Genomic DNA, 16,454 nt, shown 5'->3' with positions numbered 1-16,454 from the left:
TTTCAAAATATTGAACCATCCAATTTTTATATGATTTCCGGGAGGGCGGCAGGGAAGTTACCGCTCAAAAATATAGTCTATTTCTAGCATGTAAATTGCACACGAAGATATATAACGTTTTAAAACAACTCTCTTTCAGGAGAAATCTATGAAGCTGTATAAATTGTTTACATTGGGTCTTTTAATGTCATTATCTCCTCTTAATACAAAAGCTCAATATGAGAACCAAGCTATTCATTTAAGTAGCGAAGAACAGGCTTATGTTGTTCGATTAAGCCAAATGAATAGGATAGATTTAACGATAGAGAGTTCAAAACAAACATATCTAACTACCGCAGCTTGCGGACCGGACTTTGTAATTCAATTGGTTAGACACTTCAAAGAACAAAAATCACTTCGTGAATTCCGAGTTCAATCTACTTTGATCTGCCATAATGAAGCAAGTAAGTTAGCTATTGTTATGAATGGCGGAGCTTTCATAATATCAGATGCTCAATTAACATCTCAGTTGAGAAAAACTAAAAAGCCTTAATTAACAAGACTTTTTAGATGATATTCGAATCCACTGTCTGAGTTGATGATTTTGTTCCAGCGATCATAAGCACTTCTTCCTGAGCCATTCCAAAGTTTTTGAGCTTCTTCATTTGAAAGTTTTGGCTGGATCGATCCAGCCATAATAATTTTTTTTAAACCTTCATCAATATTCATTCGTGGTATTTTTCCTTGTGCATGATTTGCACCAAAAACTGCCGCAGCTGATGAAAAAGCTGTGTCTACTCGTAAGACATTATTCCAGTCACCAAACGAATCCTGAGTAAAGACCCTATTAGGATCGCGCCCAGTCGTAGTTGATTTTACTTCGTAACCTTTTTGCGCAAGGTACGCAGCACTAGCGCTTCCCATCGGAGATAGTCCTTCTTTAGTTAATTTACGCGCAAGATACGCCGTCATCCAAAAATGATAAGGTTTTCCAATGTCACAAGTGGTGGTAATATTTGGGGGCATACTATAAGGGTGGCCTGATTTTGCTGATATAAAATCTAGCTTTGGAAGCGCAAGTGCTATAGCGCTGAGTGCCCATTTCAATGGTTTTTGTTCTTCTGAAACTTTAAATGACCGCAAACGAATCGATGTATTAGGGCCACCGCTTGCTACAATAGCTAAGATTTCCCATGTGGCATTGTCGGCATCCTTTGAAGACATTCCTTCTTTTTTGAAAGACTGAAAAATATCATCAAACAAATTTGATCCAGAAACTTTATTCTTTTCAAATCTATCTAAAATCAATAAGGCGGCTCGCTGAGTGCCTTTAAGATATTTTGGATTAGAGAGCACCTCTTTATAGCTGGATAATCCTGTTATCTCTGAGTCGTTAGGAGCGGCGTATTCTAAAATTTTTCCAAGCCCCGCGGCGCAATCGGAGTTGTTAAGAATAGTAACACCTGAGCAAACAGCTCTTCTAACTAATTCATTCGATACGAATTTTAAATCTAAATGTGAACTCTTTTTTGAAGCTATTTCCTCTAGGGTATATCCCTGTCCGCTAAGCCGTTTTACTACCTCTGGGGGTATATCGCCTTGAATGTATTTACGTATTTTCGGAATTGTACTCGTATATGCATTATAACAATATTGTCTTTTTGTGCATTCTTTAAAGAGACCTTCTTTGTGTTCAATATCTGGAATAAGTGAACTTAGCCACGCGTTACCAACAATAGTTTCATCTGTTATAGTAGTGCCCATTAACCTTGGTACATCTTTGAAAGATTTGGTAGCGCCCAACGCGGTCTTATTACATAAACTGTGAATATTTTGAATTAAAGATTTTTTAATAACTTCTTCAATTACGCCAATATTTGCGTTAGATCCGGAACTAGAAGCCGTACATATTACAAGAGAATTGGCCATACTTAGATGGTTAATAAAATTAAGGCAAAATATTGTAATTAGAGTAAAAAACGTTCGCATCATTCTTCTTTATTCGGCAAAAACAGTACTTTTTTGTATAGAGTTAGGTCTACTCGATTGAATTTTAAGATGGTCAGAAGCTAAGAAGATCGCCAAGTTTACTATAACCCTTTAGAGGATTGTATTGAGTGAATGAAAGTCTTGTATCAATTTAATACAAGACTTATATAAAACTAAGGTAATTCGTTAAGTTCGCATTTGTCTTCATCAGCATCCATTCTTCTATTATACCCTGTTAGCAGAAAATAAAATACTTGTATCAACTATGCACCCAAGGCGAGCGGAAGGTTCTCGTAAGATTTCTATAAGAGTATCTGAAGGTTTTCTTTTCAGTTGCTCATTATAAACTTCTCGTAATTTTTTTACCGCTCCCTTTTGAGGGATATTGTATTCTTGTTTTTTCATAGACGGTGAGCTACTTCAAGAACCCACCGTGCCTCACGTCATCCCCTGAAGTGATAAAGATCACTTCCTCAGCTATATTGGTGGCTAGATCGCCAATACGCTCTAGATTTCTAGCAAATAGAATAAAGTCCAATGCAGACTCCACATAGTCGGGATCTTTCTTCATGAGTTCTTTCATCTGAATCGTCAGAGTATTTTTTAATTCGTCGACGATATCATCTCTGAGTAAAACTTCTTTGGCTTTTTCTATGTCTTTATTCACAAAGCTATCCAAAGACTCTTTCACCATGCTTCGAGTTTCGTTGATGAGCTGCAAGAAGTCCTTTTCGTGCGGAATTTCTTTTTTAGATAAGTATTGGCTCGTGCCTCTTGAAATGTTCCTTGCATGATCGCCCATTCTCTCAAGGTCATTATTCATTTTATAACAAGCAAGTATAAGCCTCAGATCCGAAGCGAATGGAGAAAGCTTTGCTAGTAAGTTCATGCAAGTTTGATCCACTTGAAGATGGCACTCATTGATTTTTTGTTCAATCTTTTCAACATTTTCGTGATTGTTGGGATTTCTATCAATCAGGGCTTGAGTGGCTTGCTTTAAAGATTCCTCAACGTATCCACCCATGGATGCTAAAAAGTTCTTAAGTTGCTGTAAGTTTTTTAATTCTTCTACCATTTTAATTCACCTTACATTTTTATAATCAACCGAATCGACCGGTAATATATTCTTCTGTTTTTGTTACTTTAGGTTTTGTAAATATCAAACTCGTATCACCGAATTCTACGAGGTCACCCATCAGAAAGAATGCGGTCTTTGATGAGACTCTCGATGCCTGTTGCATATTGTGAGTCACAATAACGATTGTGACATGCTTTTTTAATTCCTGCAAAAGATCTTCAATTCTCGCCGTAGAAATTGGATCTAGAGCACTCGTAGGTTCATCCATCAATAAAATTGGAGGGCTTACGGCCAACGCTCTCGCAATGCAAAGTCTTTGTTGCTGTCCGCCAGACAAACTCGTTCCAGGTTGATTGAGCTTATCCTTAACTTCTTCCCAGATGGCTGCTTGCTTAAGAGATTTTTCTACAATTTCACTTAAAATGGATTTTCTTTTAATTCCAGAAAGCTTTAATCCAATAGCAACATTTTCAAAAATTGTTAATCCTGGAAATGGATTTGGTTTTTGAAATACCATTCCCACTTGTCTTCTGACTTTCACCGGATCCGTGCCACTGTCGTAAATATTTTCACCCTGAATGAAAACTTCGCCAGAAACTCTCGCTTTTGGTACTTCTTCGTGAAGTCTATTGATACAACGAATGAAAGTCGATTTTCCACAACCTGATGGCCCGATCAAAGCCAAAATATCATTCTTTTGCACCGACAAATTGATGTTCTTCACGGCGTGAAAATTATCAAACCAGGCATTCAAATTTCTGACCGATAAAAGTTCTTCCGACTTTTCCATAAAATATCCTCTACTTATTTTTTCTAAAAATAAATCTCACAGTAACATTGATCGTAAAAATAAATAAAATTAAAACCAAGGCTCCCGCCCAGGCTTGTTTCTGCCAATCTTCAAAGGGACTGATCGCGTAAGTGTAAATCTGTACAGGCAACGAAGAGATCGGCTGAGTCAACGATCCTGACCAATATTGATTATTAAATGATGTAAAGAGAAGAGGCGCAGTCTCCCCGCTGATTCTCGCCACACTCAGAATAACTCCCGTTAAAATTCCGCCCCAACTTCCACGCAAAATAATATTTAAGATCACGCGGTATCTAGAAATACCAAGAGCGAGACCCGCTTCGCGAATATGTTGCGGTACAGTTTTTAGAATTTCTTCGGTGGATCTGGAAACAATTGGAATCATAATAATCCCAAGCGCAATACTTCCTGCTAACAACGAAAACCCTTTCATCGGCGCCACAATGAATGAATACGTAAAGAGACCCACTACAATGGAGGGAATTCCCATAAGAAGATCATTTGAAAATCTCAAGAACCAAGCACTCTTCCCGTGGCCATATTCGGTAATATAAATCCCAGAGGCAATTCCCCAAGGGACACCAATGAGACTCGCAAGACCAATCAGCATTGCACTTCCCAATAAACTTTGCGCCATCCCTCCACCCATTTCACCAACGGGAGCTGGTAAACTTGTGAAGAAGTTAAGGGATAATGTTGAAAATCCTTTTTGAAAAACAAAGACAAAAACACTCATAAGTGGAAAAATGGCAATAAGAGAAGAAATCACAATCAAAGAGATCATCGTGACGTTAATTACTTTTCTCCTAAAATCATTAACACTGAGGACACTCTTCAGCTTTTCTCTCATCTCGTCCCCTTGTACTTACGCTCTACTCGCCAAACAATAATTCGAGCAGTAGAGTTCATAAAAAATGAAACGATCAACAAACCAAAACCAATTGCCGTAAGTGAGGCCAAGTGCATATCACCAGACGCTTCGGCGTATTCGTTTGCAATCAAACTTGCCATGCTCTGGGCTGGACTAAACAATGAAGCTGATATCTCCGCTCTATTTCCTATCACCATAGCTACAGCCATAGTCTCTCCAAGAGCGCGACCCAATCCTAAAATAGAAGCACCCAAAATTCCTGATACAGAACTTTTTAAAATAGAAAGCCTAATCATTTCCCATCTTGTAGCACCCAACGCCAACGCACCTTCTTTATAAACTTTTGGAATTGTTAAAAATATTTCTCTAGAGATTGTGGCGATTGTCGGAGTAATCATAATCGCTAGCACAATACCTGAGGCCATCAATCCTACGCCCAACGGAGCGCCCTCAAATATGGGAAGAACTCCAAAGTACTTAGATAAAAATGGCTGAACCGTTTCTCTTAAAAAAGGAACTACGACAAAGAGTCCCCACAACCCGTAAACGACACTGGGAATGGCGGCCAGCATTTCAACTAAGAATCCTAAAATTTTTCTGACTCCACCATCGGCAATCTCTGTAATTAAAAGTGCTGCTCCCAAACTGATAGGGACTGCGAGGAATAAAGCTATCAACGAAGTTGCGATTGTTCCAAAGATAAATGGAAGCGCTCCGTACTCTTCTGTTACGGGATTCCAATCATTGAACCAAAAAAAAGAAGGACCAACTTTAGAAAGCACCGGCCATGACATCTTGAAAAGCAGCACGAAGAACGCAAGCAAAAGCAAAATGATCCCAAAGGCCATGACCTTTAGGATCCAATAAAAAGCCTTATCACCAATATGTAAGTCTTTTCTTTTTTTTGCCATCGATCTCTATACGTTCCCTCGAAAGTTATAGAGGAATCTTATCTGATATATCTTAGAACTCCAATTGAGAAATAGTTGCTTCGACTTTTGTGACTAGAGATTTAGGGAGAGGTGCATAAGCCAAATCTTTTGCAAAAGATTGTCCTTGGCCCATGGACCATTTTAAGAATTGAACGAAGTCTTTCCCTGTCGTGGCATTCATTTTCTTATACACAAGAATGTACGTGAACGCAGCGATAGGATATGAAGTCGCACCCGCAGCATTGGTAATTGAAACTCTATAGTCAGCAGGCATAGTCTTTAATGCGCCTTCTGCAGCGGCAGACACAGACTCAAAAGAAGGTTGAACATATTTTCCAGCAGCATTTTTAATCGAAGCCACTGGTAGTTTATTTGTGACGGCATAAACTTGCTCAACATAACCCACGCTTCCAGGAGTTTGTTTCAATACACCCGCTACGCCTTCATTTCCTTTTCCACCAAGACCTGTGGGCCATTTCACGGCTTTTCCAGCACCTACTTTTTCTGACCATTCCGGAGAAACTTTTGCTAGATAGTCCGTAAATACTGAAGTTGTTCCACTACCATCGGAACGATAAACTGGCGTTACTGCTGTATCTGGGAATTTCACTCCTGCATTTTCAGCAGCAATTTTTGGATCGTTCCATTTTTTTATTTTTCCCATAAAGATATCTGAAACTAGAGTTGGTGATAAATTGATCGAAGTTGAAACTCCTGGAATATTGTAACTCACCACTACTGCACCCAGAACTGTTGGAATATGAACGACGGGAGCACCTGCTGATTTTAATTCATCATCTTTCATGGGAGCGTCAGAGGCACCAAAGTCTACCGTTTTTGCAAGTAACTGCTTAATGCCCGCACCACTTCCAACCGATTGATAATTGATTTTTACATTTGGATTTTGTTTATTGTATTCACTAAACCACTTTGAATAAAGAGGATAAGGGAACGTTGCACCTGCGCCATTGATCAATTGAGCAGCTGACGCTACCGCTGTAAATGAAACCATAATGAAAAACGACACCAAAAATTTGTTCATATATCCTCCAATTTGTATGGAAAACTATATCCATATTTTCATTTTTATTCCCGTTAGACTTGTGTTAGCTTTGTTTTGTTTTTAAAACCGCACCGAAGACTTAGATTTTTGGGCATTCATTAGGAGTACCACATGAAAGAAATGATTCTATCGTTAGCAATTGCGTTACTTAGCTCTTCAGCATTCGCTGTAGATATAACTACAGTTGAAGGAACTATTTCGAAAGTTGTTCCTGCAAAAAAAGAAATTTATGTCATGGCTGAAGGTAAAAAACACGAATTTTACTTCCAAGAAAACACTGAATTAGTTCAAAACGGTGCCCCAGCTGCATTTGATGCTCTAAAAGTAGATCAAAAAGTAAAAGTGGATGCAAAAAAAGTAGGTAGAAGATTAGACCCAGTTAAAGTTGAAATCTTAGCTGAGACAGTAAAATAAGGTTTATTCATGCTGCCATCGATGTGGAGGAGTGAACTCCTCCACCCTCTTTCTGTGCATTTCCCTATCGCTCTACTTATTGTAGGTTCTGTTTTTTATGTGTTAAGCATTTTTCTAAAACATGATTACTTTAAGTCTCTAAGAAAATTTTCATTTTTATTGATTGTTATTGGTACCACGACAGCTTGGATTTCTATCTTTACAGGTTCGCTCGCTGAAGACGTTGTGGGCCCCATGTTGTGTGACCCGGAAATTCGCCTAAATCATGAGGACTTTTCTTATTATGTTGCTTATATGTTTACGGCTTTTATTTTATTCCATATTTTGAGTGAAACATTACTTTTGAAATACACTAAATTCTTTGTGGCTTTAAATTTGATTTTGGTTTTAAGCGGCACTGCAAGTTTAGCTTACACTTCACACTTAGGAGCCACTCTCACCTACCAGCAGGGCGCCGGAGTTTATAATCCTGGGTTAGAGTGTAAAGGTTTTTAGGCGCAAAGGTTTTGAATGATTACCTTGCTTCGCAATTAACTTCGTATGCCCCTTGAGTGCTCTCTGGGAATTTCGAAATTATTGGCAAACCCACTCCGGAATTTTTCGTAGCTTTTATAACCATCTGAACCAATTGTCCTTCTTTATCAAAAAAGAAATACATAAAAACAGTTTCTTCAAACAACTCACCCGATAAATTTTGGATTGCTTGATCAAAAACCAAAACATGTATCTGCACACCTGCTTCGCCCACGAAAACGTCTTGATTCACTAGTGCTCTATTAAAATCCAAAACATAAGAATATCGCATCGCTGTTTTTTTATCAATCACAGAAATAAATAATTTATCATGCCTCAATGTTGTGCCCAATCCACAGGATTTAAAAACACCAGTGTCCAATAATAGCTGAACAAAAATTTTATTTTTTTGATCGACAGGTGAGAGTTTAGAAATAATTGTCTGCTCAAAAGCGCTGAGTTTTGAAAAACCCTCAGGCTTCCAAGCTTCTTTGGAAACAATTTGAGCAAATACAGATTGAACAGAAAAGACGACTAATAGTGCTAAAAATAAGTTTTTCATAAGACCGGAGAACTTACTCTTTTTCAGTCAAAATCCAAGTGATTTCATGTTTGTTGTGATAAAGATGAAGGAGTCTCGCACCTGAGATCTTTTTAAAGCGCTCTACAACCTCAAAATCGGTTTTTCCTTTAAATTTTATAGTGCAGACAAAGTTCTTAACCCCGGAATTTTTCCATACCTGAACCAGTTCAAAAAGCCTCGCCGGCTCACAAATAATATCAGAAAACAACCAGTCGATTTTTCCGACCTCTTCGGGCTTAAGTTTAAAGGCGTCTTTTTTTAGAAATTGAATGTTTTTAATCTTAGCAATCTTTGGATCTAAGGGAGCTTTATCCACGCTGATCACATCACAGCCAAGTTGCGAAAGCACCCATGACCATCCGCCGGGACAACTTCCAAGATCAATGCATCGAGAGTTCTTCCTTGGAATCGCGCCATGGATAGTAAACACTTCCCATAGTTTTAAGTAGGCTCGAGATGGAGGAATTTTTTTATCTTCGTTGAATTCAATTTTTCCAAAAGGAATTGGTGATCTACAATCTTTTGAGGCCCAGATCGTATTTTCATTCACCATTAACCATCTACCAAATTTTTGCTTAGGTAAATTGCCCATGAATTCTAGAGATGGATGTTTATAAAAATTCAACTGCTCCTGAATGAGTTTTGCCCTGCGATGATGACTCAAAGAGTCTGAAGCCCAATGTGAGTGATTTTTTTTGAGTTCTTTAACCGCTTGAGAAATGGATTCAAATTTTATTTCTTTTAGATCAAACCAAATGTCTTGTGCCCAGATAGAGTCTTCAATCTTATTTTCACTGATCAAATAATTTTCGAAATCCATTTTTGTGGATTTTATCTCTTTCAAAAGTTCTTTCTTGAAGTCAGAGTGAGCAACATAAAGATGAAGAGGCGTATCAGACATATGCTAAACATATTTTAGAGAAACGATTTTTACAAGTGTGTTAGCAACTACACAATAAATAATACTTAAAGGGCTCTTCTAGATTTTATGTAAGTAACTAGACACCTTAAAACACATCACGATGTTATTATTTTTTTTATGACCGTCGATTTTGGAAGGAGGGTAATTCTATGATGATATTTTTAAAGATCTCACTTTTATTGGTCTTTCTTGCCACGACAATGCTGATTTTAACAAACTAATTAATTACTAAGAACATCTTAGTGAAACCACAGGAGAAAGATTATGTTACAACGCTCACAGAACAAAGGAATACTAGGACTCTTTATGTCCTTTTTATTTTTAGCTGCCTGCTCAACCACTCCACCCGTGCAAGAGTTTTCATCGACAGCTAATCCCTCTGAAGAGATTAACGCTCTTCAAAGAAATATAGAAAAAGCACAAACTGACCAAGTGAATGTCCTCTCGCCCAACAACTACAAAAAAGCAGAAAAACATCTTAGGGAAGCCAAAGAGGCTCGTAGTGCTAACGATGGGAATAAAGAAATACTAAAAGAAGTAGCCATCGGCAATGCATGGTTACTTAAGGCCAATGATACGGCTGAAAGAGGAGCCGATAATATTCCTGACATTGTTGATATGAGAGCAAGAGCTTTAGAAGCAAAAGCTGCGACTCACGCCAAAGACCTTTTGAACGATGCTGATCATGAACTTAAAAAATTTGGTAAAGACTTTGAAGATGGAGATTTCAGTGTTGATCTAGAAGACAGAAAAGATTTACTAAATGAATATATGAGCGTAGAACTATCTGCCATCAAAGGAGATAAACTTGGAACAGCAAGTGCAAATCTTAGTGCGGCAGAAAGAGAAGGCGCAAAAAAAGTTGCTCCTAAAACTCTGGCCTTAGCGCAAAAAAGAATGAAGGATGCCGATCTATTTATTACTTCCAATAGACAAGATGCTACTGGAATTGATCGAATGGCAACTCTTGCGACCAAAGAGTCGGAGCGGGCCTTGAGAATCACAAGAGAATCAAAAATCAATAAAAACAAAACTTTAGAGCAATTGGCTCTCGAAATGGAAGCAGAACAGAGTGCTCAAAGAGAACTCTCTGGTGAGCTAGATTCAACTAAAAGCGAACTCGGTGCAACAACATCCGCATTGGCTGTAGTTTCTGCTGAAAGTTCACAGCTTTCAGATCAGGTGGCATTGGATGAAAAACTAAAAAATGCCAAATCACAATTTTCAACAAATGAGGCTGAAGTATTTAGAGATGGAGATAAGCTTTTAATCCGTCTTAAAGGATTGAAGTTTCCAAGTGGGCAAGCAGATTTAACTGCGGCTAGCTATCCTCTGATGACAAAAGTTCAATCTGTGATTAAATCTTTGGGTAGTTCTGAAATTGAAGTCGAAGGTCATACTGATGCCCTAGGATCAAAAGATGTTAATGCTCGTCTTTCTGAAAAGAGAGCAGAGGCTGTTAAAAATTATTTGGTTCAAAATAGCGCGGTAAATGAATCGGATGTAAGATCCTCAGGTTTTGCAGATGAAAAACCCATTACGACTAACAAAACACCACAAGGTAGAGCTCAAAATCGAAGAGTAGATATTCTTATCTCGCCACTTTAAAGTGTAGAGCTGTCGCCTGTCTCATTTGACGGGCGACGATCTTCCCTAGTTACCTAGCCGCAACATCTTCTTTGAAGTGATTCTTAATAATACTCTGAGCAAGGAATGCCGATTTTACTGTCCAGTATTTTTTATTGACTGTGATTGCTGCGATTGCAATTTTTTGGTCACCATGAATCGCGTAACCCACAAACCAATCCACTTTGCCCTTCGGCTCATCACCAGTGAGTGATCCTGTTTTTCCACCAAGCTCGAGAGCAACGAATTGATTGTTTTTAACTAGAGGACGGAATGACTTCCTACTTGTGCCTTGAATGATGGTCGCTTGCATAAGTTCACGCATTTTTTCTGCGCCTTCAGGAGTGAGAGCTCTTGCGAGTTCTACAGACTCTCCATGATAAACCATTTCACCCGCTTCATTTGTTAATGAATCTACGATGTAAGGATTTCTCATGATTCCATCATCAGCAATCGCTGCCGCCATCATTGCACCTTGCACTGGAGATAACGTGTTTGTTTTGTTGAACCCTGATGCCACTTCCGCAAGTTCATAACCTTTTTCATTTGGAATCACCGCCGTACTCATGTCGATTGGAAAATCTGTAACAATCGGTGTATTGAATTGGAATTTGGCTGCGTATTCTTTTAAATCATCAGGTTGCATTTTCTTAAGCGCTAATCTTGCAAAAAAAGTATTTACCGATTGAGCAAACGCTTGCTTCAAAGAAATCGATCTGGTCCATCTATTGATCGTGTCTGACATTACATTTTTTCTGTAGAGCGTGTGCGAAGATCCATTGAATGGAAGCAAAAGATTGGCTTCTAACATGTATTTGTCCAAAGCCACCGACGCTGGAATAATTTTAAAAATAGAAGCTGCGGGAAACGTTGCCTTAATCGCAAGATTTCCCGGAGTTGTATCTTCTTTGAGATAATTTGCCAGGGCCAGTACTCTGCCTGTTTTTGCATCAATCGCTACGATGGATGCATAATCTGGTTTGTATTGTCTTAAAAGTTTGTTCGCTTGATTTTGTAGAGTTGGATTGAACGTATATTGAACGTCTGTCTTTTCAAAGGCGCCAAATTTTTCAAAATACACGTGCGGCGTAACTTCATTTTTTTTGATAAAAGGCGAAATTTGGTCGCGGATCTGCGCTCTAACATGCTGAATACTTTGAAGTCTTTGCTTTGACATATCAAAATTAGAGTCTTTCTTAATAAACATCCATCCAGAAATGGCGATCAAAAAAGAAAACAACACAATTGTAAATACACGAGTGCGAGTCAGGTTGATTTGCATATAATAATTTTGACTTTTTTTAAATATAAAAGCAACCCCAAATAATCATTAATACCTCGTAATTCTTTCACTTATACTAGACCTTTGAAACCGTAAATAAATTTACCTTTATTTTATTTGTATTGTGATTTGTTCCTCAAAGAGTGACTCTCTCACTCATGCGCTGGGGTAAGCGCGTGGGGTAAGGGGAAATGCTCTATCAATTTTTTGTAATCGTATTTGCAATTGCGGTTCTATGCGCTCAAAAATCACAAGCTATTGTGAATGGAAAAGAACTTTTAAACTCTCAAAGACCTGAAGTTGTGCGACTTATACTTTATAAAGATAAAGATTCGCTTTTAGATCAAGTTGATAATGGTCGTTGCACGGGAACTGCTATTTCTGATTCACTGGTGTTAACAGCCGGGCATTGTGTAACAGGGAATTTTAATGAAGAAAAAAATAATACTATTGTTCTCCACCGTTTCAAAGAAAATAAAACAGAAGAAATCATTTCAGTACTGCAATCTTACACAGAGTTTATTCCTGAGGATTTACAAAAAATTAAAGATGAGCAGAATAAACACGGAAAGACTACACCTGGATGCTCACCTGGCGAAAAACCTATGGTACTTACAAAAACACCAGATTTGGCTTTATTAAAGTTTCCGAACAAAACTTTTCGGACTTGGGCACAAATTAATTTTCAGAAAATCCATTCCGCAGGAGATTCTATAGAGTTCCTAGGTTATGGAATGACAGCAAGCTCATTTGAAGTAAGTATTCCCTTCTCAGACCCTCAACCAAATGATTTGAGATTGGGTAAAAGTAAAATTTGGAGAACCGGCGAAAAAAGATTTGCCATAATCTCTCAATACTTGGATCCCATTGGAGACATTGGCGACTCTGGCGCCCCAGTTTTTGATAACGGACAAGTTACTGCTGTTCTCAGCACTCTTGAAACAAAGTGTGAAACTGAATATGGAGAAGATTACGCCATTATGAATACGGCAGTAGCTTTGTCTTCTATAGAAGCAATCAAATTTTTTTCAAAAGCTCTAAATAAATTAGAAAATTAATAATTTTTTTAAAATCGCTAAATAGATATTCACAGTATCTTAGATTTCTTTTCTTGGGAGCCATCTTCCAGCACTGAGGATGATTGCCAAAGAGCTAGCTGTATTCATAATGGCCACAGCAAAACTCAGCACGGGTCTTAATGCAACAAATAGCATGACTAAAATTTCTTCTGACAATCCCAGAGGTCGCAACATAAATGCCAATACCATAACTGCTGCCGCTCCCTCGCCGCCCCCACAAATGGATTGCAGGACAGAGGCAAGAACGATAATAAAGAAACTAGAAATAGAAAGCTCGATATCAAACAGCTGACAAAGTAGAACTGACAACATCGCTAGTAGTGCAACTGAGCCTAACTTGAAAGCTGATAATGAAAGTGGCGCAATCAAATCCACGACCCAAGTGTCCACCTTGAATTTTTCTTTTAAGCTCTCCATAAGTGAAGGCAGGGCACTTGAGCTACTTCCTGAGAAAAATGATACGGATAAGGATTTCTCAATACTCTTCCAAAATTCTACAAAATTCATATTAGAAAGAGATTTTGCATAGGCGAGCATTCCAAAAATAAAAATTATAACCCAGCTTAAGAAACACACGAAGAAACTTCTTAAATCTGAAAGCAATTCAACTCCAACCTGCTCGATAGTTTTACTGATAGAAATCATAATGGCAACCGCCAAGAAAGTTAGAAACCAATTGAACATCCTCAAAAGAGCTTCATTTGCTGATTCCAAAATTTTAATCAGCGTCGAACTTGAATACACAACATTTAATCCTATAGCAGCACCAAAGAGAAAAATAAACGTCAGCAATCCAACCAGGTTTCCACTTGCCAGTGCCTGGAAAATATTTGTAGGTATATATTCTACTTTTTTATCCTCAATGGACTGAGGGGCTTTTTGTGCGGATTCTTCTAAGGAACTGCCAAGTTCTACCTGCAAGCGTTCTCTCTCGGATTGCGATGGTCCAAAAATATTTGCGTAGAATCCAGATAATGCCGCGACTAAGAAAAGTGGACCAATGAATGCTATAATAATTTTAAAGATCACCCGCGTACTGAGCTGAGAGCTAAAAAGCCTTATTACTGAGAGCAGTAGCGAAACCAATATGATTGGAAGAACTGTCATTTGAATAAGGCCAAACACGATTTCCTCAGCCCACATCCAATTTTTGAAAAAACCGGGCTTTAATACACCAACAAGAACACCCAAAAGAGATGCGATCGCAAGAGCCAATGGATTGGATAGGAATTTACTCCATTTCATTCTACCAATCTCCAGTTGTGCTTTTTAAATATGGCGTCCAGAGTTCCATCGGACTTGTATGATTTTATAGCTTGATCGACCCAATATGAAAGGTGTTGATTCTTCCAATGGACCGCCAGAGAGACTGGGCGTTTATAACTGGTTTTTAATTTGTCCAACAAAAGACCTACAGCTGGATCTTTCTTTTTCCATCTCAAGTAATCCAATTCATCGATGTAACAGCCATGGTTTCCGTCTTTAACGCATGCACCATGAACAACTTCTCTTTTTTCAGATCTGGTGATGCTTGCCATAGGTAACAATGTTTGAATGGGATCAAAAATGGAAGTTGTGAATGTCGTAAGGTTCACACTTTTCTTATTGAGATCTTGGATTTTTTGTACTTTTAAATTTTCTTTTGCCAAAGTTTTTCTATTCAGGAGAAACAAAAAGTCTACAGTGTCGTAGGATTCTGTAAAACGAACTTCTTTGGATCGATCCAAAGAAGGATAGAGTGCGGCGGCCACGAGATCTACATTTTTATCATCTAACTGTTTTAGAATGTCAGAGTATTGATCCGCTTTTGGAATCAATTTTATTTTCAGTTTAACTCCCAAAGACTTTGCGAGAGCTTCACACAAATCAACGTCGAGACCAGAAAGGGTTTTGTTTTTGTTTTCAAAGTAAGGCGGAATGTCTTGGTCATACATGGCAACGACCAATTCTCCCCGCTTCAATATTTTTTTTATTTCGGGCGGAACTTCTGCGTACGCTCCTCTATTCACGATTAGAATCAGAAACGCAATGAGTAATAAATATTTTCCGAGTGTTTTCACTAATATAAAATCGGCTGATTGGAGTTAGATTTGTATACGGGCTCGACTAAATTATTAGTATTACCTGACGACTAGCCCTTGGTCTGTCTCAAAGCTCACGGCCTCTGTTGACCCTTCAGGGAGACCAATGTACAAATAGTCGCATGTTAATCATGATTGCAGGACCTTACAAATCAAACACTGATGACCCAAATCAATGGCATAAGAATTTATCTTTATTGAATCGTGCTGCACTTTCTGTACTTCGGAAAGGACATACTCCAATTATTGGAGTCAATATGGCTTTACCGATTATAGCTGAAGCTGGCGAGAGTGAATACAGATCAATTATGATGCCGCTTTCGTTGGGGCTAGCAAAACGTTGTGACGCAATTCTAAGAATCGGTGGGGACTCTGCGGGTGCAGATCAGGAAGTTGAGCTTGTTAAAAGCATAGGCGGCAAAGTTTTCTATTCTTTAGAAGACATTCCAAACTTAGATTAATTCACCAACCTTAGTACATGAGTTTATAATAACGAGATCTTTCAAATACGTCGAAAAACAAAACCTGCGTATCGATCTACGGAGGTTTGTTGATTTCAATTTGGTTACTTTAGGAGGGATTTTAATCAGAGTTGAAGTTTCATTCCTTCGTGCGTGATAACAAATCCTAGATTTTCGTAAAATCGAATGGCGTCGTTGCGGGACTTGTTCGTGGTAAGCTGCGCAAGTTTGCAGCCTCGATTTCGCGCTCGCTGAATGGCATAGTTAAATAACTTTTGCCCAACACCTTGCCCTCGAATTTTCGAGGATACTCTGACTCCCTCAATTTGAGCTCGTTTCGTTCCCTTAAGCGTAAGATTTGGAATATAGGTAATCTGAAGAACGGCAATGACTTCACTACCTTGTATTCCAACGATTAGTTCGTTATTAGCGTCTGATTCGATTTCCGTGAACGCCATTTGATATTCAGGTCCTACCGTTTCAGATTGCGCTTCGCGGGTCCTTCCTAATTCATCATCTGCTAACAAATGCAAAATCTGCGGAAGGTCGTTTTGCGTGGCAATTCGGAACTGGGGTTCGATTGATTTAGACATTTTAAAATCTCTATAGCTTTAATTTTTGATCTTGAATTATATAAAAATCTCCAAGGATTTTTAAGTGGTACCCGGGACAGGACTTGAACCTGCACACCTTTCGGCACTAGATCCTAAGTCTAGCGTGTCTGCCATTCCACCACCCGGGCGCATAGCGGTCGCTGATGGCGACCACTG

19 protein-coding genes and 1 tRNA gene are annotated in these 16,454 nt (G+C 38.6%); 6 read left to right on the top strand and 14 right to left on the bottom strand.

The genetic code is table 11. The features are described 5' to 3' along the window. Nucleotides 1–148 precede the first annotated feature (148 nt). The gene (locus V4596_12925; protein MES2770040.1) at nt 149–532 is read left to right on the top strand and encodes a hypothetical protein; all 384 of its coding nucleotides are present in this window, start codon (nt 149–151) and stop codon (nt 530–532) included. Here V4596_12925 and V4596_12920 read toward each other — a convergent pair. The 7 genes from V4596_12920 to pstS all read right to left on the bottom strand — a co-directional run bounded on the left by V4596_12920 (nt 529) and on the right by pstS (nt 6,702). Beyond that, nucleotides 529–1,908, bottom strand: a complete 1,380-nt coding sequence (locus tag V4596_12920) for a hypothetical protein (protein ID MES2770039.1) — start codon at nt 1,906–1,908, stop codon at nt 529–531. The two genes, V4596_12925 and V4596_12920, sit on opposite strands and share 4 nt — an antisense overlap. A gap of 285 nt (nt 1,909–2,193) precedes the next feature. After that, the gene (locus tag V4596_12915; protein MES2770038.1) at nt 2,194–2,373 is read right to left on the bottom strand and encodes a hypothetical protein; all 180 of its coding nucleotides are present in this window, start codon (nt 2,371–2,373) and stop codon (nt 2,194–2,196) included. Between the two features lie 10 nt (nt 2,374–2,383). Next, on the bottom strand, nt 2,384–3,043 hold the full coding sequence (gene phoU, locus V4596_12910; GenBank protein MES2770037.1) for a phosphate signaling complex protein PhoU: 660 nt from the start codon (nt 3,041–3,043) through the stop codon (nt 2,384–2,386). Between the two features lie 25 nt (nt 3,044–3,068). Beyond that, the gene (gene pstB / locus V4596_12905) at nt 3,069–3,836 is read right to left on the bottom strand and encodes a phosphate ABC transporter ATP-binding protein PstB (protein ID MES2770036.1); all 768 of its coding nucleotides are present in this window, start codon (nt 3,834–3,836) and stop codon (nt 3,069–3,071) included. 10 nt (nt 3,837–3,846) lie between these two features. Beyond that, entirely contained in the window at nt 3,847–4,707 is an 861-nt protein-coding gene (gene pstA / locus V4596_12900; GenBank protein MES2770035.1) for a phosphate ABC transporter permease PstA, read from the bottom strand. Continuing rightward, nucleotides 4,704–5,639 carry a phosphate ABC transporter permease subunit PstC gene (gene pstC / locus V4596_12895; protein ID MES2770034.1) on the bottom strand — a complete coding sequence of 312 codons (936 nt, stop codon included), beginning with the start codon at nt 5,637–5,639 and terminating at the stop codon, nt 4,704–4,706. The genes pstA and pstC overlap by 4 nt, the downstream gene beginning before the upstream one ends. Nucleotides 5,640–5,691: 52 nt before the next feature. Next, nucleotides 5,692–6,702 carry a phosphate ABC transporter substrate-binding protein PstS gene (gene pstS / locus V4596_12890; GenBank protein MES2770033.1) on the bottom strand — a complete coding sequence of 337 codons (1,011 nt, stop codon included), beginning with the start codon at nt 6,700–6,702 and terminating at the stop codon, nt 5,692–5,694. 132 nt (nt 6,703–6,834) lie between these two features. On the opposite strand from pstS, the gene V4596_12885 reads away from it, so the two are divergent. Continuing rightward, nucleotides 6,835–7,137, top strand: a complete 303-nt coding sequence (locus V4596_12885) for a hypothetical protein (protein MES2770032.1) — start codon at nt 6,835–6,837, stop codon at nt 7,135–7,137. A gap of 9 nt (nt 7,138–7,146) precedes the next feature. Next, a complete protein-coding gene (locus V4596_12880; GenBank protein MES2770031.1) occupies nt 7,147–7,632 on the top strand; it encodes a DUF2231 domain-containing protein in 486 nt (161 codons plus the stop codon). Between the two features lie 19 nt (nt 7,633–7,651). Here V4596_12880 and V4596_12875 read toward each other — a convergent pair whose 3' ends face one another. Further along, entirely contained in the window at nt 7,652–8,212 is a 561-nt protein-coding gene (locus tag V4596_12875; GenBank protein ID MES2770030.1) for a hypothetical protein, read from the bottom strand. Nucleotides 8,213–8,225: 13 nt separating this feature from the next. Next, nucleotides 8,226–9,134, bottom strand: coding sequence for an SAM-dependent methyltransferase (locus tag V4596_12870; GenBank protein MES2770029.1), 909 nt, complete (start codon nt 9,132–9,134; stop codon nt 8,226–8,228). Nucleotides 9,135–9,419: 285 nt separating this feature from the next. Here V4596_12870 and V4596_12865 point away from each other — a divergent pair, with 285 nt between their 5' ends. Beyond that, entirely contained in the window at nt 9,420–10,763 is a 1,344-nt protein-coding gene (locus V4596_12865; protein ID MES2770028.1) for an OmpA family protein, read from the top strand. A gap of 49 nt (nt 10,764–10,812) precedes the next feature. Here V4596_12865 and V4596_12860 read toward each other — a convergent pair whose 3' ends face one another. Beyond that, on the bottom strand, nt 10,813–12,063 hold the full coding sequence (locus V4596_12860) for a penicillin-binding transpeptidase domain-containing protein (protein MES2770027.1): 1,251 nt from the start codon (nt 12,061–12,063) through the stop codon (nt 10,813–10,815). 191 nt (nt 12,064–12,254) lie between these two features. Between V4596_12860 and V4596_12855 the strand changes: the two genes are divergently transcribed. Beyond that, entirely contained in the window at nt 12,255–13,121 is an 867-nt protein-coding gene (locus tag V4596_12855; GenBank protein MES2770026.1) for a trypsin-like serine protease, read from the top strand. Between the two features lie 39 nt (nt 13,122–13,160). Here the strand turns inward: V4596_12855 and V4596_12850 are convergent, their stop codons facing one another. Both V4596_12850 and V4596_12845 read right to left on the bottom strand, forming a co-directional pair. Further along, nucleotides 13,161–14,387 (bottom strand): cation:dicarboxylase symporter family transporter, encoded by a 1,227-nt coding sequence (locus V4596_12850; protein ID MES2770025.1) that lies wholly within the window; start codon nt 14,385–14,387, stop codon nt 13,161–13,163. Beyond that, nucleotides 14,384–15,202 carry a transporter substrate-binding domain-containing protein gene (locus tag V4596_12845; GenBank protein MES2770024.1) on the bottom strand — a complete coding sequence of 273 codons (819 nt, stop codon included), beginning with the start codon at nt 15,200–15,202 and terminating at the stop codon, nt 14,384–14,386. The genes V4596_12850 and V4596_12845 overlap by 4 nt, the downstream gene beginning before the upstream one ends. A 143-nt stretch (nt 15,203–15,345) precedes the next feature. On the opposite strand from V4596_12845, the gene V4596_12840 reads away from it, so the two are divergent. After that, nucleotides 15,346–15,684 carry a DUF4406 domain-containing protein gene (locus V4596_12840; GenBank protein MES2770023.1) on the top strand — a complete coding sequence of 113 codons (339 nt, stop codon included), beginning with the start codon at nt 15,346–15,348 and terminating at the stop codon, nt 15,682–15,684. A gap of 125 nt (nt 15,685–15,809) precedes the next feature. On the opposite strand, the gene V4596_12835 is transcribed toward V4596_12840, so the two are convergent. Next, entirely contained in the window at nt 15,810–16,277 is a 468-nt protein-coding gene (locus V4596_12835) for a GNAT family N-acetyltransferase (GenBank protein ID MES2770022.1), read from the bottom strand. A gap of 65 nt (nt 16,278–16,342) precedes the next feature. Continuing rightward, nucleotides 16,343–16,426, bottom strand: a tRNA-Leu gene (locus V4596_12830). Nucleotides 16,427–16,454: the final 28 nt, after the last annotated feature.

The organism is Bdellovibrionota bacterium (genome assembly GCA_040386775.1).
Lineage (GTDB): Bacteria > Bdellovibrionota > Bdellovibrionia > Bdellovibrionales > JAEYZS01 > JAEYZS01.
This window is presented reverse-complemented; position numbering and strand designations above follow the sequence as displayed.